Source organism: Streptomyces sp. NPDC047081 (assembly GCF_040643775.1).
Lineage (GTDB): Bacteria > Actinomycetota > Actinomycetes > Streptomycetales > Streptomycetaceae > Streptomyces.
In genome coordinates this window covers 411,934-433,779 of the sequence record NZ_JBEYUY010000006.1, presented here as the reverse complement: position 1 = coordinate 433,779, position 21,846 = coordinate 411,934, and the positions used below count along the sequence as shown (strand labels likewise).

22 protein-coding genes are annotated in these 21,846 nt (G+C 70.8%); 13 read left to right on the top strand and 9 right to left on the bottom strand.

Annotated features, from left to right (window positions below):
* Positions 1 to 155: 155 nt before the first annotated feature.
* The 4 genes from ABZ848_RS14970 to ABZ848_RS14955 are packed head-to-tail and all read left to right on the top strand — an operon-like array spanning position 156 to position 5,315.
* Positions 156 to 920: a redox-sensing transcriptional repressor Rex gene (locus ABZ848_RS14970; protein WP_360830897.1), complete on the top strand. Its 765-nt coding sequence runs from the start codon at positions 156 to 158 to the stop codon at positions 918 to 920.
* Positions 917 to 2,659, top strand: coding sequence for a glutamyl-tRNA reductase (locus tag ABZ848_RS14965; protein ID WP_360830894.1), 1,743 nt, complete (start codon positions 917 to 919; stop codon positions 2,657 to 2,659). Before ABZ848_RS14970 ends, ABZ848_RS14965 begins: the two co-directional genes overlap by 4 nt.
* Positions 2,656 to 3,615 carry a hydroxymethylbilane synthase gene (gene hemC, locus ABZ848_RS14960; protein ID WP_360830891.1) on the top strand — a complete coding sequence of 320 codons (960 nt, stop codon included), beginning with the start codon at positions 2,656 to 2,658 and terminating at the stop codon, positions 3,613 to 3,615. The genes ABZ848_RS14965 and hemC overlap by 4 nt, the downstream gene beginning before the upstream one ends.
* Complete coding sequence (locus ABZ848_RS14955) at positions 3,612 to 5,315, top strand: bifunctional uroporphyrinogen-III C-methyltransferase/uroporphyrinogen-III synthase (protein WP_360830888.1); 1,704 nt, start codon at positions 3,612 to 3,614, stop codon at positions 5,313 to 5,315. Before hemC ends, ABZ848_RS14955 begins: the two co-directional genes overlap by 4 nt.
* Before the next feature lie 112 nt (positions 5,316 to 5,427).
* Here ABZ848_RS14955 and ABZ848_RS14950 read toward each other — a convergent pair whose 3' ends face one another.
* The gene (locus ABZ848_RS14950; protein WP_360830885.1) at positions 5,428 to 6,834 is read right to left on the bottom strand and encodes an FAD-binding oxidoreductase; all 1,407 of its coding nucleotides are present in this window, start codon (positions 6,832 to 6,834) and stop codon (positions 5,428 to 5,430) included.
* Between the two features lie 131 nt (positions 6,835 to 6,965).
* Here ABZ848_RS14950 and hemB point away from each other — a divergent pair, with 131 nt between their 5' ends.
* Both hemB and ABZ848_RS14940 read left to right on the top strand, forming a co-directional pair.
* A complete protein-coding gene (gene hemB / locus ABZ848_RS14945; protein ID WP_360830883.1) occupies positions 6,966 to 7,958 on the top strand; it encodes a porphobilinogen synthase in 993 nt (330 codons plus the stop codon).
* A gap of 289 nt (positions 7,959 to 8,247) precedes the next feature.
* A complete protein-coding gene (locus tag ABZ848_RS14940) occupies positions 8,248 to 8,619 on the top strand; it encodes a DUF805 domain-containing protein (RefSeq protein WP_360830880.1) in 372 nt (123 codons plus the stop codon).
* A 14-nt stretch (positions 8,620 to 8,633) separates the two neighbouring features.
* On the opposite strand, the gene ABZ848_RS14935 is transcribed toward ABZ848_RS14940, so the two are convergent.
* On the bottom strand, positions 8,634 to 8,855 hold the full coding sequence (locus tag ABZ848_RS14935; protein WP_360830877.1) for a hypothetical protein: 222 nt from the start codon (positions 8,853 to 8,855) through the stop codon (positions 8,634 to 8,636).
* Positions 8,856 to 9,139: 284 nt separating this feature from the next.
* Here ABZ848_RS14935 and ABZ848_RS14930 point away from each other — a divergent pair, with 284 nt between their 5' ends.
* The 3 genes from ABZ848_RS14930 (at position 9,140) to ABZ848_RS14920 (ending at position 13,228) form a co-directional block, all read left to right on the top strand.
* Positions 9,140 to 10,042, top strand: coding sequence for an SAM-dependent methyltransferase (locus ABZ848_RS14930; protein ID WP_360830874.1), 903 nt, complete (start codon positions 9,140 to 9,142; stop codon positions 10,040 to 10,042).
* Positions 10,043 to 10,150: 108 nt separating this feature from the next.
* On the top strand, positions 10,151 to 11,359 hold the full coding sequence (locus tag ABZ848_RS14925; RefSeq protein ID WP_360830871.1) for a PLP-dependent aminotransferase family protein: 1,209 nt from the start codon (positions 10,151 to 10,153) through the stop codon (positions 11,357 to 11,359).
* A 48-nt stretch (positions 11,360 to 11,407) separates the two neighbouring features.
* Entirely contained in the window at positions 11,408 to 13,228 is a 1,821-nt protein-coding gene (locus tag ABZ848_RS14920; protein WP_360830868.1) for a serine/threonine-protein kinase, read from the top strand.
* 18 nt (positions 13,229 to 13,246) lie between these two features.
* Here the strand turns inward: ABZ848_RS14920 and ABZ848_RS14915 are convergent, their stop codons facing one another.
* Positions 13,247 to 14,035, bottom strand: a complete 789-nt coding sequence (locus tag ABZ848_RS14915; protein ID WP_360830865.1) for a DUF4253 domain-containing protein — start codon at positions 14,033 to 14,035, stop codon at positions 13,247 to 13,249.
* 320 nt (positions 14,036 to 14,355) lie between these two features.
* On the opposite strand from ABZ848_RS14915, the gene ABZ848_RS14910 reads away from it, so the two are divergent.
* Both ABZ848_RS14910 and ABZ848_RS14905 read left to right on the top strand, forming a co-directional pair.
* Complete coding sequence (locus ABZ848_RS14910) at positions 14,356 to 14,949, top strand: sigma-70 family RNA polymerase sigma factor (RefSeq protein WP_360830862.1); 594 nt, start codon at positions 14,356 to 14,358, stop codon at positions 14,947 to 14,949.
* The gene (locus tag ABZ848_RS14905; protein WP_360830859.1) at positions 14,949 to 15,920 is read left to right on the top strand and encodes a hypothetical protein; all 972 of its coding nucleotides are present in this window, start codon (positions 14,949 to 14,951) and stop codon (positions 15,918 to 15,920) included. The genes ABZ848_RS14910 and ABZ848_RS14905 overlap by 1 nt, the downstream gene beginning before the upstream one ends.
* Positions 15,921 to 15,924: 4 nt before the next feature.
* Here ABZ848_RS14905 and ABZ848_RS14900 read toward each other — a convergent pair whose 3' ends face one another.
* Positions 15,925 to 16,506: a TetR/AcrR family transcriptional regulator gene (locus ABZ848_RS14900; protein ID WP_360830856.1), complete on the bottom strand. Its 582-nt coding sequence runs from the start codon at positions 16,504 to 16,506 to the stop codon at positions 15,925 to 15,927.
* 56 nt (positions 16,507 to 16,562) lie between these two features.
* On the opposite strand from ABZ848_RS14900, the gene ABZ848_RS14895 reads away from it, so the two are divergent.
* On the top strand, positions 16,563 to 17,414 hold the full coding sequence (locus ABZ848_RS14895; RefSeq protein ID WP_360830853.1) for a class I SAM-dependent methyltransferase: 852 nt from the start codon (positions 16,563 to 16,565) through the stop codon (positions 17,412 to 17,414).
* Positions 17,415 to 17,422: 8 nt separating this feature from the next.
* Here ABZ848_RS14895 and ABZ848_RS14890 read toward each other — a convergent pair whose 3' ends face one another.
* Genes ABZ848_RS14890 through ABZ848_RS14880 form a run of 3 tightly spaced genes read right to left on the bottom strand, consistent with a single transcriptional unit; the run spans position 17,423 to position 19,877 of the window.
* Positions 17,423 to 18,214, bottom strand: a complete 792-nt coding sequence (locus ABZ848_RS14890) for an ABC transporter permease (RefSeq protein ID WP_360830850.1) — start codon at positions 18,212 to 18,214, stop codon at positions 17,423 to 17,425.
* Positions 18,211 to 19,173: an ATP-binding cassette domain-containing protein gene (locus tag ABZ848_RS14885; RefSeq protein WP_360830847.1), complete on the bottom strand. Its 963-nt coding sequence runs from the start codon at positions 19,171 to 19,173 to the stop codon at positions 18,211 to 18,213. The genes ABZ848_RS14890 and ABZ848_RS14885 overlap by 4 nt, the downstream gene beginning before the upstream one ends.
* A gap of 32 nt (positions 19,174 to 19,205) precedes the next feature.
* Positions 19,206 to 19,877 (bottom strand): DUF4097 family beta strand repeat-containing protein, encoded by a 672-nt coding sequence (locus ABZ848_RS14880; protein ID WP_360830844.1) that lies wholly within the window; start codon positions 19,875 to 19,877, stop codon positions 19,206 to 19,208.
* A 232-nt stretch (positions 19,878 to 20,109) separates the two neighbouring features.
* Here ABZ848_RS14880 and ABZ848_RS14875 point away from each other — a divergent pair, with 232 nt between their 5' ends.
* Complete coding sequence (locus ABZ848_RS14875) at positions 20,110 to 20,820, top strand: helix-turn-helix domain-containing protein (RefSeq protein WP_360830841.1); 711 nt, start codon at positions 20,110 to 20,112, stop codon at positions 20,818 to 20,820.
* On the opposite strand, the gene ABZ848_RS14870 is transcribed toward ABZ848_RS14875, so the two are convergent.
* Together ABZ848_RS14870 and ABZ848_RS14865 are read right to left on the bottom strand one after the other, a co-directional pair.
* The gene (locus ABZ848_RS14870; protein ID WP_360830839.1) at positions 20,817 to 20,993 is read right to left on the bottom strand and encodes a DUF397 domain-containing protein; all 177 of its coding nucleotides are present in this window, start codon (positions 20,991 to 20,993) and stop codon (positions 20,817 to 20,819) included. The two genes, ABZ848_RS14875 and ABZ848_RS14870, sit on opposite strands and share 4 nt — an antisense overlap.
* Positions 20,990 to 21,817: a helix-turn-helix transcriptional regulator gene (locus tag ABZ848_RS14865; RefSeq protein ID WP_360830836.1), complete on the bottom strand. Its 828-nt coding sequence runs from the start codon at positions 21,815 to 21,817 to the stop codon at positions 20,990 to 20,992. The genes ABZ848_RS14870 and ABZ848_RS14865 overlap by 4 nt, the downstream gene beginning before the upstream one ends.
* Positions 21,818 to 21,846: the final 29 nt, after the last annotated feature.

The window sequence follows — 21,846 nt, the reverse complement described above, 5'->3', positions numbered from 1 at the left end:
TGCGCCTGGGACAGGAGTGCGTGACCCCGGTCACGTTGGCCGGGCAAATCGGACACCATCTTTGTGCACGCGTTCACAAAGACATAGCCTGCTGTCGACGGGGCGGTCTGGGTACGTGTGACCGCCTACAGCCCCGCTCTACCCGCAGGAGCACCGTGGCAACTGGCCGAACTCACCGACCGGCGACCCGTAGCCGAGGGATTCCCGAGGCCACCGTCGCCAGGCTTCCGCTGTACCTCCGCGCGCTGACCGCACTCTCGGAGCGCTCGGTACCCACGGTCTCCTCCGAGGAGCTGGCCGCCGCCGCGGGGGTCAACTCCGCGAAGCTGCGCAAGGACTTCTCCTACCTGGGTTCTTACGGAACGCGCGGTGTCGGCTACGACGTCGAGTATCTCGTCTACCAGATCTCGCGTGAGCTCGGGCTCACCCAGGACTGGCCGGTCGTGATCGTCGGTATCGGTAACCTCGGCGCCGCCCTGGCCAATTACGGCGGGTTCGCCTCCCGTGGCTTCCGCGTCGCGGCCCTCATCGACGCCGATCCGGCGATGGCAGGAAAGCCCGTCGCCGGGATCCCCGTGCAGCACAGCGACGACCTGGAAAAGATCATCGAGGACAACGGCGTGAGCATCGGCGTCATCGCCACGCCCGCCGGTGCCGCCCAGCCCGTCTGCGACCGGCTCGTGGCCGCCGGCGTCACCTCCATCCTGAACTTCGCGCCGACCGTCCTGTCCGTCCCGGACGGCGTCGACGTACGCAAGGTGGATCTGTCGATCGAGCTGCAGATCCTCGCCTTCCACGAGCAGCGCAAGGCCGGTGAGGAGCACGCGGCCGCCGACGGCAGCGGGCCGGCCACCGCCGCGCGCCCGGACTCCGCCGAGCAGGGACCCGACGGGGACGTACCCGCCGTGATGCCGGCATGAGTCTCCTCGTCGTCGGGCTGAGCCACCGCAGCGCCCCGGTCAGCGTTCTGGAACGGGCCGCGCTGCACGCGGACGCCCAGGTCAAGCTGCTCCAGGACACGGTCGCCGCGGAGCCCGCCACCGAGGCCGCGGTGCTCGCCACCTGCAACCGCATCGAGCTGTACGCCGACGTGGACAAGTTCCACGCGGGTGTCGCCGAGCTGTCCACGCTGCTCGCCCAGCACAGCGGGGTGGGGCTGGACGAGCTGACCCCGTACCTGTACGTGCACTACGAGGACCGGGCCGTCCACCATCTCTTCTCCGTGGCCTGCGGGCTCGACTCGATGGTCGTCGGCGAGGGGCAGATCCTCGGGCAGATCAAGGACTCCCTCGCCAAGGCGCAGGACCTGCACACCGCCGGGCGACTGCTGAACGACCTCTTCCAGCAGGCGCTGCGGGTCGGCAAGCGCGCTCACTCCGAGACCGGGATCGACCGGGCCGGGCAGTCGCTGGTCACCTTCGGTCTGGAGCAGCTGGCTGTCGGCGGGTCCGTGGAGGACTGGGCTCGCGGGAAGACCGCGGTTGTCATCGGGGCCGGGTCGATGTCCTCGCTGGCCGCGGCGACCCTTGCGCGGGCGGGGGTCGGCGAAGTCGTCGTCGCCAACCGGACCGCTGATCGGGCCGAGCGGCTTGCGGAGATCTTGAACGACGCCGGGGACTTGGACGTGGTGGCCCGCGCGGTACCGATGGATGCGGTGCCGGGCGAGCTGACACGTGCCGATGTTGTTGTGTCCTGTACGGGTGCGACTGGACTTGTGCTGAGCGCGGAGGCCGTGGGCGCGGCTGTTGCTGGGCGGGTGCCGGACGCCGGTGCTGGGCCTGGGTGGGAATCGCCCGCCCGCGCCGGCGGGGTGCCGTCTCGCTTTGGGTCGGGAGCCGCCCAAGCGGCACGACTGCCCGCAGACCAGGAAGGGGAAGAAAATTGTCCCCTCGACCTGCCTTCGCTCTCCGCCACCGCCGGTTTCTCCGTGCTCGGCGAAGCTGCCGTGGCCGGCATGGGTGCCGCTGAGCTTGAGCAGCATGCCGCCTGGGTCGACAACGCTCCCCGGCCGCAGACGTCCAGTCCCGTCGCGGACGACGCCGACGCCATCGTCGCGCTCGCCGCGCTGGCCTCCCTGGGCGTGCGGATCCCCGAGCGTCGTAAGCCTGAGGCCGTCGTCGAAGCGCCTCGGCCCGCGCCCGTGCTTTTCCTGCTCGACCTCGCCATGCCCCGGGACATCGACGCCGCCGTGCATCGGCAGGCCGGGGTTCGGCTCGTCGACATCGAGTCGTTGGCGGACGCTTCTGCGGACGCGCCCATGGCGGCCGATGTGGACCAGGTGCGACGGATCGTCGCCGATGAGGTTGCCGCCTTCGGGGCGGCGCTGAGGGCGGCGCACATCACGCCGACCGTCGTGGCGCTGCGGACCATGGCCGCCGATGTGGTGGCCAGTGAGATCGCGCGGCTCGAAGGGCGGCTTCCCGGGCTCGACGACAAGCACCGGGCCGAGATCACGCAGACCGTGAAGCGTGTGGTCGACAAGTTGCTGCACGCGCCGACCGTGCGGGTCAAGCAGCTCGCGGCCGAACCGGGCGGAGCGGGGTACGCGGATGCCCTGCGGACCCTGTTCGACCTCGACCAGGAGGCGGTGGCCGCCGTGTCCCGGGCCGAGCGCGCCGACGATGAATCTGAGAACAGCAAGAACCGAGGGCCAGCATGACTGACAAGGCACTGAGGCTCGGGACCAGGCGGAGCAGACTCGCCATGGCCCAGTCCGGGCAAGTGGCGGACGCCGTGAGCCAGGTGACCGGACGGCCCGTGGAGCTCGTCGAGATCACGACGTACGGCGACACCTCGCGCGAGCACCTCGCGCAGATCGGCGGCACGGGTGTGTTCGTGACCGCCCTGCGGGACGCGCTGCTGCGGGGTGAGGTGGACTTCGCGGTTCATTCGCTCAAGGACCTGCCCACCCAGCAGCCCGAGGAGCTGGCGCTGGCCGCCGTACCGGAGCGCGAGGACCCGAGGGACGTCATCGTCGCCCGGGACGCGCTGAAGTTCACCGACCTGCCCCGCGGGGCGCGGATCGGGACCGGTTCGCCGCGGCGGACGGCCCAGCTGAACGCGTATGCGCGCGGCCATGGGCTGGACATCGAGACCGTGCCGATCCGGGGGAACGTCGACACCCGGATCGGGTACGTGCGGGAGGGCGAGCTGGACGCCGTTGTCCTCGCCGCCGCCGGGCTCAGCCGCCTCGGGCGGATCGACGACGTGACCGACTTCCTGTCGGTCGACACCGTTTTGCCCGCCCCCGGCCAGGGGGCACTGGCGATCGAGTGTGCCGCGGACAACGCGGACCTGATCGCGGCGCTCGGCGAGCTCGACGACCCGTTCACGCGGGCCGCCGTGACCGCCGAGCGGTCACTGCTCGCCGCCCTGGAGGCCGGTTGCAGCGCCCCTGTGGGCGCGCTGGCCGACCTGTTGGCCGACGGGCAGATCGTCAAGGAAATGCGCCTGCGCGGGATAGTCGGCACGACCGACGGTTCGCGCACGGTGCAGCTGTCCACCACCGGTCCCGTGCCCGAGACGTACGACCAAGCAATGGCGCTCGGCCGTGAACTCGCTGCCGAGATGCTTGCCCAGGGCGCGGCCGGTCTGATGGGGGAGCAAGCCAAGTGAGCCCCACCTCTCTTCCCGCCGGCCTCGATCACGGGCACGTCACCTTCCTGGGTGCCGGACCCGGAGATCCGGGACTGCTGACTCTGCGCGCCGTGGAGGCGCTGGCGAACGCGGACGTACTGGTCGCCGAGCACGACGTGCTCGACGTGGTGCGCCGGCACGCCAGACAAGGCGTCGCCGAGGTGCACACGGACGGGGGTCCTTCTTCGGACCCGCTGCCGGGCCCGGGCACACCTCAGCTCGCGGTTGTTGACAGCTCGTCAACAACCGCTGGGGTCCCCGCGGTACGGGATGCCGCACATCTTGTCATGGAGGCCGCGCGGGGCGGCAGGCGGGTCGTCCGTGCGGTGTCGGGGGACCCTGGCCTGGACGCTTACGCCGCCGAGGAGATGCTCGCCTGCGTTCGCGGGGGCGTGCCCTTCGAGGTCGTGCCCGGTGTGGCCGCGGCCGTCGGCGTGCCCGCGTACGCGGGTGTCCCGCTGAGGGACGCCGAGGGCGCGGACGTCCGGTTCGTGGACGCCCGTACCGCCTCGGACCGGTGCTGGACCGAGGTCGGCGCGTCGGACGGGACGGTCGTGGTCTCGACGACGCTCGACTCCGTCGGTTCGGCCGCCGGTGAGCTGGTGTCGGCCGGGCGCAAGCCGGACACTCCGATGACCGTGACGGTGGCTGGTACGACCACTCGTCAGCGGACCTGGACGGCGACCCTCGGCACGATCGCGCAGACGCTGAAGCAGGCGAAGGTGCTGCCCTCGCCCGATGGCGGCCGGCCGGTGATAGCCGTGGTCGGTGAGCGTTCCGCCGCCGCCCAGCGCGACCAGTTGTCGTGGTTCGAGTCCAAGCCGCTGTTCGGCTGGAAGGTGCTCGTGCCGCGGACGAAGGAGCAGGCGGCGTCGCTCTCCGACCAGCTGCGGTCCTACGGGGCCGTGCCGCACGAGGTGCCGACCATCGCCGTCGAGCCGCCGCGCACGCCCCAGCAGATGGAGCGGGCCGTGAAGGGGCTCGTGACCGGGCGGTACGAGTGGATCGCCTTCACCTCGGTGAACGCGGTGAAGGCCGTACGGGAGAAGTTCGAGGAGTACGGGCTCGACGCGCGGGCGTTCGCCGGCATCAAGGTCGCGGCGGTGGGCGAGCAGACCGCCAAGGCGCTGGTCGCGTTCGGTGTGAAGCCGGATCTGGTGCCCAGTGGGGAGCAGTCGGCTGCGGGGCTGCTGGAGGACTGGCCGCCGTACGACCCCGTCTTCGATCCGATCGACCGGGTGTTCCTGCCGCGGGCCGACATCGCCACGGAGACGCTGGTCGCCGGGCTGATCGAGCTCGGGTGGGAGGTGGACGACGTCACGGCCTACCGCACCGTGCGGGCGTCGCCGCCGCCGGCCGAGACGCGGGAGGCGATCAAGGGGGGTGGCTTCGACGCCGTTCTCTTCACGTCCTCGTCGACCGTGCGGAACCTGGTGGGTATCGCCGGGAAGCCGCACAACGTGACGGTGATCGCGTGTATCGGTCCTGCCACGGCCAAGACGGCCGAGGAGCACGGGCTGCGGGTGGACGTCATGGCTCCGGAGCCGTCGGTGCACAAGCTGGCGGAGGCGTTGGCCGACTTCGGGTTGCGGAGGCGGGCTGCGGCGCTGGAGGCGGGGGATCCGGTTACGCGGCCGAGTGAGAGGCGGCCGGGGGCTCGGCGGCGCCGCACGACTTGAGCTGCGGGTGGGTGGGGGTGCGCGTCCCTGGGGGCTGCGCCCCCAGACCCCCATCGGCCTTCGGCCTCGTCCTCAAACGCCGGACGGGCTGGTTGTGGCTGAGGCGGCCTCGTCAGGCTGCGCCGGACCGGCTGGAAATATCTACCGTGTGCCCGTACCGCAGCAGGTTCTCCGGGTCATACGTCGCCTTCGTCCGGCTCAGTCGCGTGTACACCTCCTCCGTCCAGGCCCTCGCCCTGTCCTTCTCGTCGCCCGGGGTGCCGTGCAGGTTGACCATCGTGTGGCCCGTGCCGTACGGGGTCAGCGTCGAGTGGAGGGCTGTTGTGGCCGCTTCCACTGCCGTTGCCGCTTCCGGGCCTGCCAGGAGTCCCACCGTTTCCAGGACGTAGCTGGCGTCCCTCGCGCAGATCGCGTCCTCCACCAGGGCCGGGCGGGAGAGTTCGCCGCCCATGTGGCGGAGTTCCACGAGGAGGAGCGGGTAGTCCGGGGGCGCTGACGGGCCGGCCTGGGAGAGGAAGGCCGACAGGGCCTCCTGGGGAAGCGCGCTCAGCAGGGTGCAGGCTTCTCGGGCGGGGAGCGGGTCCTGCGGGTCCATGTAGATGCGGTCCACCGCCGCGTACGGCATCTCCTCCACCATGTCGATCGTGACCGGTGCCGCCGCGCGGATCGGGGTCAGCAGGGCCTCGCCCTGTTCGCGGTCGCCGGTCCAGGCCACGGCCACCCTTGCCCAGAAGCCGCCGCGGAGGGGTTCCGGAATCTGGGGGATCGGGGGGAGGCGGAGCAGGGTGTACGCGCTGCACATCTCCGTGGGGAGAGTCGTCGTCCAGTCCGCCCAGGTGCGCAGGACCGCTTCCGCGTGTTCGCCGGGGTAGTAGATGCCGCCGCCCAGGAGCGTGGACAGGGGGAGCAGGTCGAAGGTCATCTCGGTGACTATGCCGACGTTGCCCTTGCCGCCCCGCAGGGCCCAGAAAAGGGTGGGTTCGGTGTCCGCGTCCACCGTGAGGAGCTTGCCGTTCGGGGTGACCAGCTGGAAGGCGCGGACCCGGTCCGCCGCGTAGCCGTAGGTGCGGCCCAGGACCGGGAGGCCGCCGCCCAGCGTGTAGCCGACGACTCCGGCGTCCGTGGAGGAGCCGTTGAGGGCGGCCAGGCCGTGCGGGGCGGCCGCGTCCAGGACGTGGTGCCACTTCGCGCCGGCCGCGACCGTGGCGGTGCGTTCCGTGGGATCTATGCGTACGTCCGTCATGCGGGCCGTGGTGATCAACAGGCCGTTGTCGATGGGGAAGTTGGCGCCGTGGCCCGTCGCCTGGACCGCCACGGGGGTGTGCGTGGCCGACGCCCAGCGCATCGCCGTGACGATGTCGTCCACGCCGGTCGCGCCCACCACGACGTCAGGTGTGTGGCGGGCGGCGAGGTTGAAGCCGGTGACCTCGGCCTCGTAGTCCGGGTCGCCGGGGCGCAGGACTGGCCCGTGGATCTCGGACAGGGCGAACTGGTCGGGGGTGTGGTGGGTGGCGGTCATCGCGTCCTCCCGGGGCGCCCGGGGCTGGTCCTTTCAGGATGAACCCGGGGCGTACGGGGCGCATGGCGGAGCCGGGGCCTCCGACGGGACGTCGGCAAAGGTGCCCCTGAGCCGGGCGTAGCGTAGGTGGCATGACGAAGTACGGATCCTTCCCCGGCACGCGGCCCCGGCGGCTGCGAACCACCCCCGTCATGCGGCGCATGGTCGCCGAGACCCGGCTGCACCCCGCGGACTTCATCCTCCCGGCGTTCGTGCGCGAGAGTGTCAGCGAGCCGGTGCCGATCTCGGCGATGCCCGGGGTCGTGCAGCACTCCCGCGACAGTCTGAAGAAGGCCGCCGCCGAGGCGGTCGAGGCCGGGATCTCCGGAATCATGCTCTTCGGGGTGCCGGAGGAGGAGAAGAAGGACGCCCTCGGGACCCCTGGGACCGATCCGGACGGGATTCTGCAGGTCGCGATCCGGGACGTGCGGGCCGAGGTGGGCGACGAGCTGCTCGTCATGTCCGACCTGTGCCTGGACGAGACCACCGATCACGGGCACTGCGGGGTGCTGGACGCCGAGGGCCGGGTCGACAACGACGCGACCCTGGAGCGGTACGCCGAGATGGCCCAGGTGCAGGCCGACGCGGGCGCCCATGTGGTGGGGCCCAGCGGCATGATGGACGGGCAGATCGGGGTCGTCCGGGACGCGCTCGACCAGATCGGGCGGGAGGACGTCGCGATCCTCGCGTACACCGTCAAGTACGCCTCCGCCTTCTTCGGGCCCTTCCGGGAGGCCGTCGCCTCCTCGCTCAAGGGCGACCGGAAGACGTACCAGCAGGATCCGGCCAACGCGCGGGAGGCGCTGCGCGAGCTGGCCCTCGACCTGGCGGAGGGGGCCGACATGGTGATGGTGAAGCCGGCCGGGCCCTACCTCGACATCCTCGCGCGGGTCGCGGACGAGGTGGACGTGCCGGTCGCCGCCTACCAGATCTCCGGCGAGTACTCGATGATCGAGGCCGCCGCCGAGAAGGGCTGGATCGACCGGGACAAGGCGATCCTGGAGGCCCTCACCGGCATCAAGCGGGCCGGCGCGCAGAACATCCTCACCTATTGGGCCACCGAGGTGGCGCAGAAGCTGCGCTGACTGCCGTTGTGGGTGGGGCGGTTGGGCAACGGAATGAGATAGAACCGGCGTCGAATCGGACACCGACCGGCCTCGGAACGTGTTCGGTTCGGCAACGGAAGCAACTCGGTGCCGTGAACGCGCGTTGTCCGACCTGCGATTACCTCCGGACAGGTGGGCATCTGTCCGGAAATCGCTCAACCCGTGGGCTGTACACACCGAATTGACGAGTTCTCGTCATGGTCCCTACCTTCTGCGCCTGGCCTGATCCGTTCCGGAACGGCCCGAACGTCGATCCCAGGGGGACGCAATGAGCTGGTTCATCGAGGCGCTGAAGAAGTACGCGGTGTTCAGCGGGCGCTCGCGCCGCAAGGAGTACTGGAACTTCGCGCTGTTCGTCGGAATCATCTACGTGGTGCTGCTGGTCCTCGCCCTCGCCACGAAGACCGCGGCGCTCTTCGCTCTCGTGGGCATCTTCTACCTGGCCATCCTGATCCCCAGCCTGGCCGTCGGCGTCCGCCGCCTGCACGACACGGGCCGCTCCGGCTGGTGGCTGCTGTTCGGCATCGTCCCGATCGCCGGCCCGATCACCCTGCTGGTCTTCGCGGTCTCCGACAGCCAGCCGGGCCCGAACCAGTACGGCCCGAACCCGAAGGAAGCGGCTCCGGCGTACGCCGGTTGATCGCCGCGGGCTGATCACCGCGTTTCGAGGCCGTCCGGTTGCAGACCGGACGGCCTCTTCGCGTCTCGGTCGCCGTGCACGAGGGTTACGGCGGGGGCGTGCACGGCGTGGCTCGTCGCCGGGCCCTCGTCACGTATGCCGGTGCCGTCCTGGCAGCCCGCGAGGGTCAGGGCGGTGAGCGCCGCGAGGATGGCGGCGACGAGGTGACGACGGGCGCGGTCGGCTCGGGCGGGCATGGTGGTGGGCCTTCCGTGGTCGGCTGGACTGGGGCGACGGGCTCAGCCTGGGCGGTGATCGGTGCCGGGCGCCACACTTCGCGCGGGATTCGGGACGGCCAGGTGGCGGGATGGGGTCTGACCTGCGGGGATGTGTCGTCTCCGGGACGGGTCGTGGGACGCCGTACGGGCCCGGGAGCTGTGAGATCGCCGCTCGGGCACCATCAACTCCCGTCGGGAGTTACGTTGTTGTCGCTTGAATGACCGGCCTGTTTGACCGCCTCGACTCTCCCAGGGAGACGCCCGTGCCCGGTGACGCTCTGAGCCAAGACCCCGCGCTGCTGAGAGGGAGGATCGACACCACCAAGGCACATCCGGCCCGCGTCTACGACGTCTTCCTCGGCGGCAAGGACAACTACCCCGTGGACCGCGCCGCGGCCGCCGCCGCGCTCGCCGCCAACCCGCGCGGCTACCTCGACGTACGGCACAACCGCGACTTCATGCGCCGCGCGGTGACCCGGCTGGCCGAGGAGCAGGGCATCCGGCAGTTCCTCGACATCGGCACCGGGCTGCCCACCGGGGAGAACGTCCACCAGATCGCCCAGGCCGTCGCCCCCGAGTCACGGATCGTGTACGTCGACAACGACCCCGTGGTCCTGGCGCACGCCCGTGCCCTGCTCACCAGCAGCGACGAGGGCCGTACCGACTACATCGACGCGGACCTGCGCCGCCCGGCCGAGATCCTCGAAGAGGCGGCGAAGACCCTCGACTTCGACCAGCCGGTCGCCCTTCTCCTCGTCGCGATCCTGCACTTCGTCGAGGACGAGGAGGCGTACCCGCTGGTGCGCGAGCTGGTGGCGGCGCTGCCCTCCGGGAGTCAGGTGGTGCTCAGCCACCTCACCGACGAGATGCACCCCGAGCCGACCCGCGCGGTCCAGCGGACGTACACCGAGCGCGGTTTCACCTTCGTGTTCCGCTCCCGGGCCGAGGTCGAGCGGTTCTACAGCGAGACGCCGGGCCTGACGCTGGACGAGCCCGGGGTGGTCCCCGCGCATCTGTGGCACCCGGGCCCGGCGCCGGCCCCGCCCGCGGTGGACGAGGCGTACTTCGAGAGCCTCGACGACATCGAGAAGATCCGCTACCGGGACATCAACGACGTGACGGACGACGACATCAACGTGTACGGGGCGATCGGCACGAAGGCCTGAGCGGGCCGGCCGTGCCGTGCGTCCGTATCGCGGAAAGGTGCTTGTAGGCGGCACGTACATCTTTAGGCTGCGGGCACCAGTCGCTGTCCCGCAGCCGAAGGAGCCGTCATGACCGTCGCGCCGTCCGCCCTCGCGCCCGCCCCGCCGCTCGCCGCGCGCGCCCGGTCCGTCGGGGGTTCGCCGGTACGGGACATCCTCGCCGTCACCGCCCGCCCCGAGGTGATCAACTTCGCGGGCGGGCTGCCGGCGCCGGAACTGTTCGACGCGGAGGGGATCGCGGAGGCGTTCCGGGCGGTGCTGGCGGAGACACCGGCGCGGGCGTTGCAGTACGCGACGACGGAGGGCGAGCCGGCGCTGCGGGCCGCGCTGGCGGCGCGGACGACGGCACGCGGGCTGCCCACGGAGGCCGACGACATCCTCGTCACCACCGGCTCCCAGCAGGCGCTTTCGCTGCTCGCGACCGCGCTGCTGGAGCCCGGCGACACGGTTCTGGTCGAGAGTCCCTGTTATCTGGCGGCACTTCAGGCCTTCGCCTTCGCGGGCGCGCGGGTCGTGGCGGTGCCGGGCGACGCGGACGGGGTGGACCCGGAGGCGCTGGCGGAACTGGTGGCGCGGGAGCGGCCGAAGCTGCTCTACACGGTCCCCACCTTCCAGAACCCGACCGGCCGGACGATGTCCGCCGGGCGCAGGGCCGCGGTCGCGGAGGTGGCGGGGCGGTGCGGGCTGTGGATCGTCGAGGACGACCCGTACGGCGAACTGCGCTTCGAGGGGGAGCGGGTGCCGTGGATCGCCTCGTACGAGGGGGCACGGGACCGGACCGTCCTGCTCGGTTCCTTCTCCAAGGTGATGGCGCCGGGGCTGCGGCTCGGCTGGCTGCGGGCGCCGGCGCAGCTGCGGCGGGCCTGCGCGGTGGCCAAGCAGGCGGCGGATCTGCACACGCCGACGGTCAACCAGCTCGCCGCGGCACGGTACTTGGCCGACCGGGACCTCGACGCGCATGTCGCGCGGGTCGCGGGGGCGTACCGGGAGCGGCGGGACGCGATGCTGGCGGGACTGGCCGACGCGCTGCCGGCGGGCTCGGTGTGGGAGCGGCCGGAGGGCGGGATGTTCCTCTGGGCCCGGCTTCCGGAGTCGTACGACACGACGGCCCTGCTGGGGGATGTGGTGCGGCACGACGTCGCCTACGTCCCGGGGGCGCCCTTCTACGCCGGTGAGCCGGACCGCTCGACGATGCGGCTGTGCTTCGTGACGCAGACGCCGGAGGAGATCGGGGAGGGGCTGCGGAGGCTGGGGGTGGGGTTGGGGCTGGGGGCCTAGCATTTGAGCGAGGTTGGGGGGACTTCGGGGCATGGGGGGCGGGGAGCGATGAACGACGCCGACACTGGCGCTGACGCGGCCGAGGTGTTCGAGGAGTTGCAGGCGGACGATCCGGCCGTGGTGGCCGGGTACCGGCTTGCCGCGCGGCTCGGCGCTGGCGGGATGGGGCGGGTCTATCTGTCGCACACGGCGGGTGGGCGGCCGGTCGCGATCAAAGTCGTACGGCCGGAGCTGGCCGACGATCCCGACTTCCGGCGGCGGTTCCGGCGGGAGATCAAGGCGGCGCAGCGGGTGCGGGGTGCCTACACCGCCGAGTTGATCGACGCGGACGCGGACGGCGTACCGCCGTGGCTGGCCACGCTGTATGTGCCCGGGCCGTCGCTGTCGGAGGCGGTGGCCCGGCGGGGGCCGTTGCCGGTGCCGGCGGTGTTGTGGCTGGTGGCGGGGGTGGCGGAGGCGTTGCAGGCCATCCATGGGGCCGGGATCGTGCATCGGGATCTGAAGCCGTCCAACGTGCTGCTGGCCGCGGACGGGCCGCGGGTGATCGACTTCGGGATCTCGCTGGCGGCGGACTCGACGTCGTACACGGCGACGGGGAGCACGATCGGCACGCCGTCGTTCATGGCGCCGGAGCAGGCGTCCGGGGGTGAGGTGACGGCGGCGACGGATGTGTTCGCGCTGGGGCAGACGGCGGCGTTCGCGGCGCTGGGGGAGCCGTTGTACGGGGAGGGGGCGGCGGTCAACGTCCTCTACCGGATCGTGCATTCGGAGCCGGATCTGTCCCGGTTGCCTGAGGATCTGCGTCCGCTGATCGCGCGCTGTCTGGCTGCGGAGCCGGGGGAGCGGGCGACGCCGGGGGAGGTTGTGGAGTGGTGCCGGGAGCGGCTGGGGCGGGCGGCCGTGGTGGGGGCGGGGGCCGCGGTTTGGCGGGAGGTGGCGGGGCCGGAGGTGGTGGTTCCGGAGCCGGTGTCTGCGCCGGTGACTGAGCCGGGTGCGGTTGCGACTCGGGTGATGGGGGCGGGGGTTCGGTCGGAGGCGCCGGGGTCTGGGGCATCGGAGTCGGGGGGTGCGGAAGCCTCGCGTGTGGAAGCTCCGCAGTCGCCGTGGTCGCCCCCGGAGGGCGTGCTTCCGGTGGCGGCGGTTCCAGCAGGAACGTACCCGGCAGGCCCCTATCCGGCCGGCTCCCATGCGCCAGGCATCTATCCGCACGGCCCCTATCCCGCCGGGCCCTTCACGGTCAGGCCGGAGGAGGGACGGGCTCGGCGGAGGCGGGCCGTCCTGATCACCGTCGGGATCGTCACGGCGGGGTTGGTGCTGATCGCGGGGTTGGCGTGGTTGCTCAAGGGGGCCGTTGACGGGATCCGGGATCGGGATGCGACCGCTTCTTCAGCTTCTTCATCCGGCTCCTCGACGGCCAGTACTGCTGGTGGCGGTGGGGCGCCGAAGTCCTCGTCGTCCTCCCCGGCCCCGGAGGTCTCCGAGTCTCCCCAGGCCGTCCCGTACCCCTTCCGTTGGATCGACGAGAAGAACTCGCTGAACATCGAGGAACCCGTCGAGCCCAAGAACAACAAGGGCGACATCCGCCTCGACTGCAAGGAAGCGGGCTGTGCGCTGGTGAGCAAGACCAGTGTGATCACCCAGCTGACCGGCAAGCCGGGCGGTACTTATGACAGGTGCCGGGCCGCCCTCACCGGCGAGAAGAGCCACACCCTCGGGCTGTCGTGGGCGGCGCAGGGCAGCGAGATCTGCGTCAGGCACCGCTCCGGGGACATCGCCCTGCTCGTGATCCAGGTGAAGTCGACGGCGTTGTGGAAGACCCCCGGGATGAGCTTCCTGACCGCGGACATGACGGTCTGGCGGGCCGCGTAGGCACCTCACCCGGGCCTGTCAGTCCCACCAGAAGTGCCAGGCCGGTTGGTTGAGGAGCTGGTGTTCGGCGTAGGCCGCGAGCGTGCTGTCCGCGCCCTGCCAGATGTTGTCCGGGCAGAACGCGAAGTGTTCCGCGGCCAGGGCCTCCGCCTCGGCGAGGGTGGTCGGCGGGTGGGCGACGGACACCAGCAGGTGGTCGAAGCCGAGCGCCACGACCCGTATGCCGAACCGGTCCTCCCAGGAACGGAGCACGGCGGACAGCCGGGCCGTGTCGCTCTCGTGGTTCGCCGGGCCCATCCAGCCGATCGCGGTGGGGATGTCGGCGCTGCGGCGGGCGGGGACGAGCGCGAGGCGGGGTTCCTTGAGCGGCCCGGCACCGTCGAGGAGGGACTCCACGATGCCGGAGGCGACGGAATCGGGGTCAGCATCGGAGTCGGCGTTGGCGTCGGCGTGCGGGCCGTCGGCCAGTCCCGGCCAGTCGATGTCCTCCTCGGCGTACTCGTCCCAGGCGTCCTCCAGGACCTCCTCGGCGTCGTGGTCACCCGGGTAGGACATCTCCCCGGGCATCAACTCCCACTCCTCCGGCCCGCCATGACCTCCACCCACGTCGAGCAGAACGGGCAGCAGACCGACCGCCGGGGCCGCCTCCGCCGGCGCCGACCAGGCACCCGGAGCCGCCGCTCCGTCCGCCAGCCACAGCAGCGGCTCATGCCACGGCCCGTCATCCGTCGCGTCGATGAGCCTCCCGGCCGGGAGGTCCAGACCGAGGGACGCGAGCCTCGGCAGCGGATTGGGAAGTGTCGCCATGGAAACGACTGTAGGGCCAGCCACTGACAGTCCCCGACAGCGCTGGGCACGGCCGTCGCTGCCCGGCACCGGAATTTACCCAACGGCGGTTCACGCGAGGCACGTTGAGCGGCTCTCGGGAACGAAGGGGCCGGCCGTGGAGCGAGACCCCGGAGAACTCGGAGAGAGGAGGGCCGGATGGACCCGGTTCTTGGGTCGGTACTGACCGCCTTCGCGGGCCTTGGGGTTCAGCTGATCGCCCTGGCGCACCTGGCGTTACGGCTGCGGTGGCGGGGGGACCGGCGGCCGCACCCCGGCTGCGAATGCGAGAGGCGGTCGGTGTGAGGTATCCCGAACCTCCAGAGGAGGAGGACGACCCGTTGGTGGCGGTGCCGGTGGGCGGAGGCGTGGCCCCGGAGGAGACGCCCGCGCGGGTCGACCATCGGCCTCCCGCGCCGGACGACGAGTTCAGCGGCTTCTACCGCACCTACTTCACGAGACTGACGACGTATCTGCTCTATCAGGGCGCCCCGGTCCACCTCGCGGCCGAACTCGCACAGGAGACGATGATCAAGGCGTACCGCAGGTGGGCCGAGATCAGGTTCCACCGCAGCTGGGCCTACAAGGTCGCGTACCAGGCCTACATCCGGCACGCCGTGCGCGTGGAGGAGGAACCGGTGGGGGAGGTGCCCGAGCCGACAGCCGTGCTGAGCCGGCTGGGGGAGGCGGAGGCGTGGGTGCAGGAGCGGGAGATCGTACGGGTGCTGAGCGCTCTGCCGGCCCGGCAGCGGCAGGTGCTGGGCCTGACGCTGGACGGCTGGACACCGGCGGACATCGGTGAGCTGCTCGGCGTCGACGGGGCGACGGTGCGGGCGAATCTGCTCAAGGCCCGGCGGGCCGCGGCGCGGTATCTCGACGCGCGGGGGGAGGGGTGATGACCGAGGAGTCCGCCGACGAGTGGCTGAACGGCGAGCACAGGCAGGTGAGTTCGGGGCTGTCCGGGTTCCTCGATGTGGAGGCCGGGCTGCGGGAGGCACAGTTGCACGACCGGCACACTGATCTCCTGCGGGGGCTGGGGGACGTGCTGGATGTCGAGGCCGGGCTGAGCGCCGTGACGGGGGTGTGGCGGCCGAGCGCGGCGACGGACGTGTGGAGCATCGCGGCGGACCGCCGACTGGCCTACCGCAGGGCGCCGGGTGTGGTCTCCTGCGTCCTCGGCGATCTCCTCGTACGCGCGCTGGCGCTGGTGCGCGTACGCCGGAGGGGGCTTTCCGGGGGTGACCCCGACTGGAAGTTCGAGCAGGACGTGGATCGGGCTGTCGCGATGGGCTTCATCAGCAGGCGTTCCGGGGGCGTTTTCGACGCCGTCGCGGAGGCCTACCAAGAGAACATCGACCTCAGCCGCCGGGACGTGCTCGTCATCGCCAAACGCCTCGCTTTCCAGCTCGGCCGTTCCGGGCAGGTGCTTCCGAACGCCGATCGTGATCTTTCGGAGAGCCTCGCGCGCAACATCAACAGGGCCATCCCCCTTCGCACCGGACATCCCTATCACGAGCTCACCGACCAGGACCTCGACCTCGCCATCGGAGTCGCCGACCTCCTCGCCCGCACCCATGCCGACTCGGTCGGTCGCCTGCTCGGGCTGCCCAACCCCGACGGCCTGGCCGCCGCCATCCTGGCCGGCGCGCTGGACGACTTCACCGAAGCGAACCTGTACGACGCCGACCTGACGGACGTTGACCTGACCGGCATCCAGTGGTCCGAGACCGGCACCCGCTGGCCCCCGGGCACGGACATGGTCGCCCTCCGCGCCAAGTCCCGTGAGATCGAGCCCGGTTCGGGCATCTACGTCATCAGGGCAGCCCCGCCCACCGGCAAGGACCACCGGGTCACCTCGCCCCGCTGACGGACTACCGAACCGCGCCGGACACGACCGTCGTCACCACGCGGTGTACGGCCGCCGTGTCCGGGGCCGGGCTCTCGCGGTCCGCGAACAGGAGGTGGGCCGCGCCCAGCAGGGTCGGGGCCAGGACGTCCGCGTCCCCCGTAACCCTCCCCAAGTCCTGCTCCGCCGCCAGGTAAGCCCTCAGTACCCCCGCCGCCTCCGCCATCAGCGGAATCCCCGGCGAGCCCAACGCCCGCAGTCGTGCCCGGAGTTCGTCGCGGGCGATCACCAGGCTGACCACCGCGACCCCTACCGCGTCGAACACGTCGATCAGGGCGGCGGTCAGGTTGTCCGCCACCGACCCCGTGCCCGCCCCGGCGATCAGGCCCTCCCCCCGGGCCTCCAAGCGTGCGATACGCGATCGCACCAGCTCCGTCAGGAAGCCGTCGAAGTCCGTGAAGTGGCGGTGGAGTACGCCCTTCGCCACCCCCGCCTCCTCCGTTACCGCCCTGCTGGTCAGGGCTGTTGGGCCGGCTCGTAGGAGGAGGCGTTCGGCGGCCTCGAAGAGCTGTCGGCGGGGGTCGCGGATGGCCACACCTGTTGGCATGCCGAAAGTATCTCCTGGCGTTGACGAGTGGGCGAGCGCCCATTCATAGTGGGCGCATGCCCACTTTACCGTCCCAGCCTCAGCCTCAGCCCCAGTCCCAGCCCCCGTCACAGTCCCAGCCCCACCGTCACCGGGACGTCGCCGAGTCCTTCGGGGCCGATCCCGAGCGTTACGACCGTGCCCGGCCCCGTTATCCCGACGCCCTCGTCCGGCGGATCGTGGAGGCCAGTCCCGGCGCTCGCGTGCTCGACGTCGGGTGCGGTACCGGGATCGTCGCCCGGCAGTTCCAGGCCGCCGGCTGCACTGTCGTCGGCGTCGAACCCGACCCCCGTATGGCCGAGTTGGCCCGCCGCCTCGGCACGGACGACATCGACGTCGCGACCTTCGAGGAGTGGGAGCCGGGACATGGGCGGCGGTTTGACGTCGTTGTCGCCGGGACCGCCTGGCACTGGGTCGATCTCGCCGCGGGGGCCGAGAAGGCGGCCCAGGTGCTCGAACCCGGCGGGCTCCTCGTCCCCTTCTGGAACGTCGCCGACCTTCCCGCCGATCTCGCCGAGGCCGTCGCCGATGCCGGTGAGCGGGTCATGCCGGACTCGCCCTTCGACTTCCGGGCGGCGGTCACCAGGTCCCTCGTCGACGGTTACCTGGGCTTCCTCGCGAAAGCCGCCGACGGTATGCGTTCCGTCGACGGCGCCTTCGGCGAGCCCGAACAGTGGCGGTACGACTGGGAGTTCACGTACAGCCGGGACGCCTGGCTGGACGTCCTGCCCACCCAAGGCGCCTTCACCCGGCTCCCGCCCGCCGCCCTCGCCGAGATCCTCAAAGCCGTCGGAGCCGCCATCGATGCCCGAGGCGGCTCCGTGACCATGCCCTACGCGACCCTCGCCGTAGCGGCGCGCCGCACGTGACCCACGCACTACTTCTGGTCCGCGTTGAACTTCGACGTCGACCAGAAGTAGCCGAGCACCGCCAGTCCCACGCACCAGGCCACCGCCAGCCAGCCGTTGTGGCCGATCTCCGTGCCGAGGAGGAGGCCGCGCAGGGTCTCGATCGCCGGGGTGAAGGGCTGGTACTCGGCGATCGGCCGGAACCAGCCCGGCATCGAGTGGAGCGGTACGAAGGCGCTGGACAGGAGGGGGAGGAGGATCAGCGGCATCGCGCTGTTGCTGGCCGCCTCCGGGTTCGGGCTGCCCAGGCCCATGCCGACCGCGATCCAGGTGAGCGCCATGGAGAAGAGGACCAGGAGGCCGAAGGCCGCCAGCCACTCCAGGACCGTGGCGTCCGTGGAGCGGAAGCCGATCGCCACGGCCACCGCCCCGACCAGCACCACGCTCAGCACGCACTGCAGCACACTGCCGACGACGTGCCCGATGAGCACGGACGGGCGGTGGATCGCCATCGTGCGGAAGCGGGCGATGATGCCCTCGGTCATATCCATGGCGACGGAGACCGCCGTGCCGATCGTCGTCGAGCCGACCGTCATCAGCAGCAAGCCCGGGACGATGTACGCGATGTACTTCGCGCGGTCCGGGCCGCCGCCCCCGATCCCCGCGCTCATCGTGTCGCCGAAGATGTAGACGAACAGCAGCAACAGCATGATCGGGGTCAGGAGCAGGTTCAGGGTCATGGACGGGTAGCGGCGCGCGTGCAGGAGGTTGCGGCGCAGCATCGTCGAAGAGTCGCGCACGGCAAGGGAGATGGTGCTCATCGGACTGCCTCCTCGGGGTTCCTGTGGTCGTCGGTGCCGGCCGTCAGGGCGAAGAACACGTCGTCCAGGTCCGGGGTGTGCACGGTCAGTTCGTCGGCCTCGATGCCGGCCGAGTCGAGCCAGTCGAGGATGGAGCGCAGCTCGCGCTGGCTGCCGTCGCTGGGGAGTTGCAGGGCGAGGGCCTCGTCGTCGCGGGCCGCCTCACGCAGGGCGGAGGCGGCCGACTGGTACGCGGCCGGGTCGGTGAAGCGGAGCCGGACGTGTCCGCCGGGGATCAGCCGCTTGAGTTCCTCCGCGGTGCCCTCGGCGACGATCCGGCCGTCGTGCAACACCGCGATGCGGTCGGCGAGTTCGTCGGCCTCCTCCAGGTACTGGGTGGTGAGGAAGACGGTGACCCCGCCCGTGACCAGCTCGCGGATGATCTGCCACATGTTGTGCCGGGCCCGCGGGTCCAGGCCCGTGGTCGGCTCGTCGAGGAAGATGATCCGTGGGTTGCCGACCAGGGTCATGGCGATGTCGAGGCGGCGCTTCATGCCGCCGGAGTAGGTGGAGGCGGGCTTCTTCGCCGCGTCGGTGAGGTCGAAGCGCTCCAGCAACTCGGCCGCGGCCTGGCGTCCCTCCGCCTTGGAGAGGTGGTGCAGGTCGGCCATGAGGAGCATGTTCTCCTCACCCGTGATCAGCCCGTCCACGGCGGAGAACTGCCCGGTCACACCGATCGCCGCGCGGACCGCCTGCGGGTCGGTGGCGAGGCTGTGCCCGCCGACCCGGATCTCACCGGATCCGGCGTCGGCGCTGATGAGCGTGGAGAGGATCTTCACGGCGGTGGTCTTGCCGGCGCCGTTCGGGCCGAGCAGGGAGAAGATCGTTCCTTGCGGTACGGCGATGTCGATGCCGTCGAGAACGGTCTTGTCGCCGTAGGACTTGCGCAGCCCGTTCGCCGCGATGGCCAGGTCGGTCATGACTGGTGCCCCCTAGGGATGGATACGGCGGACTACAGGCTGCGGGCGGTGATGTCGCCATAGCTGGTGGTCGCGTGGATGCTGAGCCCGGCGTCGGCGCCGGCGCTGTTGTTCAGGGAGTTGCTGATACGGCCGTGGCTGGTCCCGGCGTCGAGGACGGCCGAGACGCCGGCCGCGGCGCCGATCTCGATGTCGCCCTTCTGGGTGCTGAGGGTGACCTTGCCGCCCACGGCCTCGGCGATCCGGATGTCGCCGCGCTGGGTGCTGATCTCGGCCGAGTCGCCGAGCCGCCCAACCACGACGTCACCGTCGTGCACGCTCAGCCGGACGCTCGCGGCCTCGTCGAGCTTGACCTGGCGGTAGCCGCCCTCGAAGACGACCTCGCCGAGCCGCCCGACGCCGCGCAGTTCGGCGGCGCCGGACGTGCCCTCGACGCGGGAGCCGGCCGGCAGCTGCACGGTCACTTCGACGGAGCCGGAGTTGCCGACAAGGCGGTTCTTGGCCGACGCGGCCTCGATGCGCAGCACGCCGTCGGCGTAGGCGACCTCGATCTCTTCTACGGCCTTCACATCGCGGTTCTTGGAGGCGTCCGCGGGCCGGACCTCGACGACGGTGTCGGCGCGGTCGGCGGCGATGAACTGGATACGTCCGGCCGGGATGTCGAGGACGGCGGAGATGGCGGCCGGGGTGTCGAACTTCTGCATGGTGAGCTCCTGGGATCCGTTGTTCGTGCTGTTTCCGATGAAGGAAAAGCTACGTTGCGTTCACGGATCGGGCAACAAGTTCGTTGCGTATGAGCATCATAAATGCAGGTCAGAGCTAAGAAATTGTTGCAACGGGCTGTACGGTAACGCAACATGGCCCATCCGGATCTTTGCAATGGGCTGAGAGTGAACGCTATATTGGGCGGCAGCACGAGACACGAAGGAGGCCGTGATGCCGGGAGGCAGGCTCACCCAGCAGGAACGCCAGCAGATCGCGCTGGGACTGGCCGACGACCTCGCCTACGCGGAGATCGCCAGGCGCCTCGACCGTCCCACCTCGACCATCACCCGCGAGGTCATGCGCAACGGCGGGCCCACGGCCTACCGTTCGGACCTCGCCCACCGCGCGACGGAGCGGCGGGCGCAGCGCCGTAAGCAGGGTGCGCCCCGGGACGCGGCGGGGGTTCCGCAGGCTTACGGGCGGGACGCGGAGGCCGTTCGGGAGTACGAGGAGACGCTCACGACCGTCTTCATGCAGTCCGGCATGACCAAGATGACGGCCCGCGTGATGGCCTCCCTGACCATCAGCGACTCCGGCAGCCTCACGGCGGCGGAGCTTGTCCAACGGCTTCAGGTCAGCCCGGCGTCGGTCTCCAAGGCGATCGCGTTCCTGGAGGAGCAGGAGATGGTCCGGCGGGAACGGGACGAACGCCGGCGCGAGCGTTATGTGTTGGACGACGAGATCATGTACGACTCGATGATGGCCAGCGTGCGGTCAACGGCCCAGGTCGCGGAGACGGCACGGCAGGGCGTGGCCGTCCTGGGCGCGGGCACGCCGGCCGCGGTCCGCCTGGAAAACACGGCCCGCTTCATGGACTTCATCTCCGAGACGATGGCTCGCGCGGCGGAACAGGCGCGGGCCATCTTGCACTCGAAGCCTTAGCGCGCGGCGGTGAAGGCGGACCAGGCGGCGGGGGTTACGTGGAGGGTGGGGCCGTCTTCCGGGTTCTTGGAGTCGCGGATGTGGATCGCTGTGTCCTCGTAGGCGACTTCGAGGCACTGGCCGCCCTCGCTGCCGCTGTAGCTCGACTTGAACCACTCAAGTGCGGTGCTCATTGCTCTCCTAGCAGACGGTCCAGCAGGCTTTTCGACTCTTGCGGAGTCATGGCCTCTGACCGCAGCATCGCATACTTGCGCGCCAGTACGGACACCTCGTCGGGGTCCGCGACCCACTGGCTGCCACGCTGCCCCTCGGTGTAGGCCAGTAGCTGATGATCCGGCGTCTCCAGCAGAGTGAACGTGCCGTCGAGCCCCGCGTGCGACGCTGTCCGCATCGGCAGGAACTGCAAGGACAGGCCGGGCAGTTCGGCGCACTCCCGCAGCCGCCGCAGCTGATCGCGCCGCACTTCCTCGCCGCCGATGCCCAGGTACAGGACCGGCTCCCACACCACGAAGCTCATCGTCGGCGGGGTCTTGCGCTGGAGGATCTCCTGACGGGCGACCCGGGCCTCCGTCTTCGTCGCCAACTCGTCCTCGTCGTACGCCGGGACGCGCTCGCTCAGAACCGCGCGGGCGTACTCCCGGGTCTGAAGCAGTCCGGGTACGACCAGCGCGTCGTACCACGACAACGAGATCGCCTCCCGCTCATGCGCCATGTACTGCTCCGCGTACAACGGAAACTGGTCGATGTCCGGCAGGTTCGCCACCCCCACCGCCAACAACCCCTTCGTGCCCAGCAGTCGGTCCATCTGCTCGGCGAGATCCGGCTTCAACGGCCGTCGGCCCTGTTCGATCGACGCGATGGTCTCCTCGTCGACCATCAGCCGATCCGCCAACTCCCGTTGTGTCAGGCCCGCCGCGCGCCGGGCGCAAGCCACCTGCATGCCCAGCATCTTCATGGCCGAGAGGTTCTTCTTCCGCGGAAGCTTCCTGGAGTTCATGCTCGTCCAACTCCCCACGCCTGCCCGAA

Bases quoted from the DNA above. Each gene is read 5' to 3' on its own strand.
- ABZ848_RS14875 (WP_360830841.1), top strand. From the start codon at position 20,110: ATGCCGGGAGGCAGGCTCACCCAGCAGGAACGCCAGCAGATCGCGCTG.
- hemB (WP_360830883.1), top strand. From the start codon at position 6,966: ATGACGAAGTACGGATCCTTCCCCGGCACGCGGCCCCGGCGGCTGCGA.
- ABZ848_RS14950 (WP_360830885.1), bottom strand. From the start codon at position 6,834: ATGACCGCCACCCACCACACCCCCGACCAGTTCGCCCTGTCCGAGATC.
- hemC (WP_360830891.1), top strand. From the start codon at position 2,656: ATGACTGACAAGGCACTGAGGCTCGGGACCAGGCGGAGCAGACTCGCC.
- ABZ848_RS14890 (WP_360830850.1), bottom strand. From the start codon at position 18,214: ATGAGCACCATCTCCCTTGCCGTGCGCGACTCTTCGACGATGCTGCGC.
- ABZ848_RS14895 (WP_360830853.1), top strand. From the start codon at position 16,563: ATGCCCACTTTACCGTCCCAGCCTCAGCCTCAGCCCCAGTCCCAGCCC.
- ABZ848_RS14865 (WP_360830836.1), bottom strand. From the start codon at position 21,817: ATGAACTCCAGGAAGCTTCCGCGGAAGAAGAACCTCTCGGCCATGAAG.
- ABZ848_RS14905 (WP_360830859.1), top strand. From the start codon at position 14,949: ATGACCGAGGAGTCCGCCGACGAGTGGCTGAACGGCGAGCACAGGCAG.
- ABZ848_RS14915 (WP_360830865.1), bottom strand. From the start codon at position 14,035: ATGGCGACACTTCCCAATCCGCTGCCGAGGCTCGCGTCCCTCGGTCTG.
- ABZ848_RS14940 (WP_360830880.1), top strand. From the start codon at position 8,248: ATGAGCTGGTTCATCGAGGCGCTGAAGAAGTACGCGGTGTTCAGCGGG.
- ABZ848_RS14935 (WP_360830877.1), bottom strand. From the start codon at position 8,855: ATGCCCGCCCGAGCCGACCGCGCCCGTCGTCACCTCGTCGCCGCCATC.
- ABZ848_RS14925 (WP_360830871.1), top strand. From the start codon at position 10,151: ATGACCGTCGCGCCGTCCGCCCTCGCGCCCGCCCCGCCGCTCGCCGCG.
- ABZ848_RS14880 (WP_360830844.1), bottom strand. From the start codon at position 19,877: ATGCAGAAGTTCGACACCCCGGCCGCCATCTCCGCCGTCCTCGACATC.
- ABZ848_RS14885 (WP_360830847.1), bottom strand. From the start codon at position 19,173: ATGACCGACCTGGCCATCGCGGCGAACGGGCTGCGCAAGTCCTACGGC.
- ABZ848_RS14920 (WP_360830868.1), top strand. From the start codon at position 11,408: ATGAACGACGCCGACACTGGCGCTGACGCGGCCGAGGTGTTCGAGGAG.
- ABZ848_RS14965 (WP_360830894.1), top strand. From the start codon at position 917: ATGAGTCTCCTCGTCGTCGGGCTGAGCCACCGCAGCGCCCCGGTCAGC.
- ABZ848_RS14900 (WP_360830856.1), bottom strand. From the start codon at position 16,506: ATGCCAACAGGTGTGGCCATCCGCGACCCCCGCCGACAGCTCTTCGAG.
- ABZ848_RS14870 (WP_360830839.1), bottom strand. From the start codon at position 20,993: ATGAGCACCGCACTTGAGTGGTTCAAGTCGAGCTACAGCGGCAGCGAG.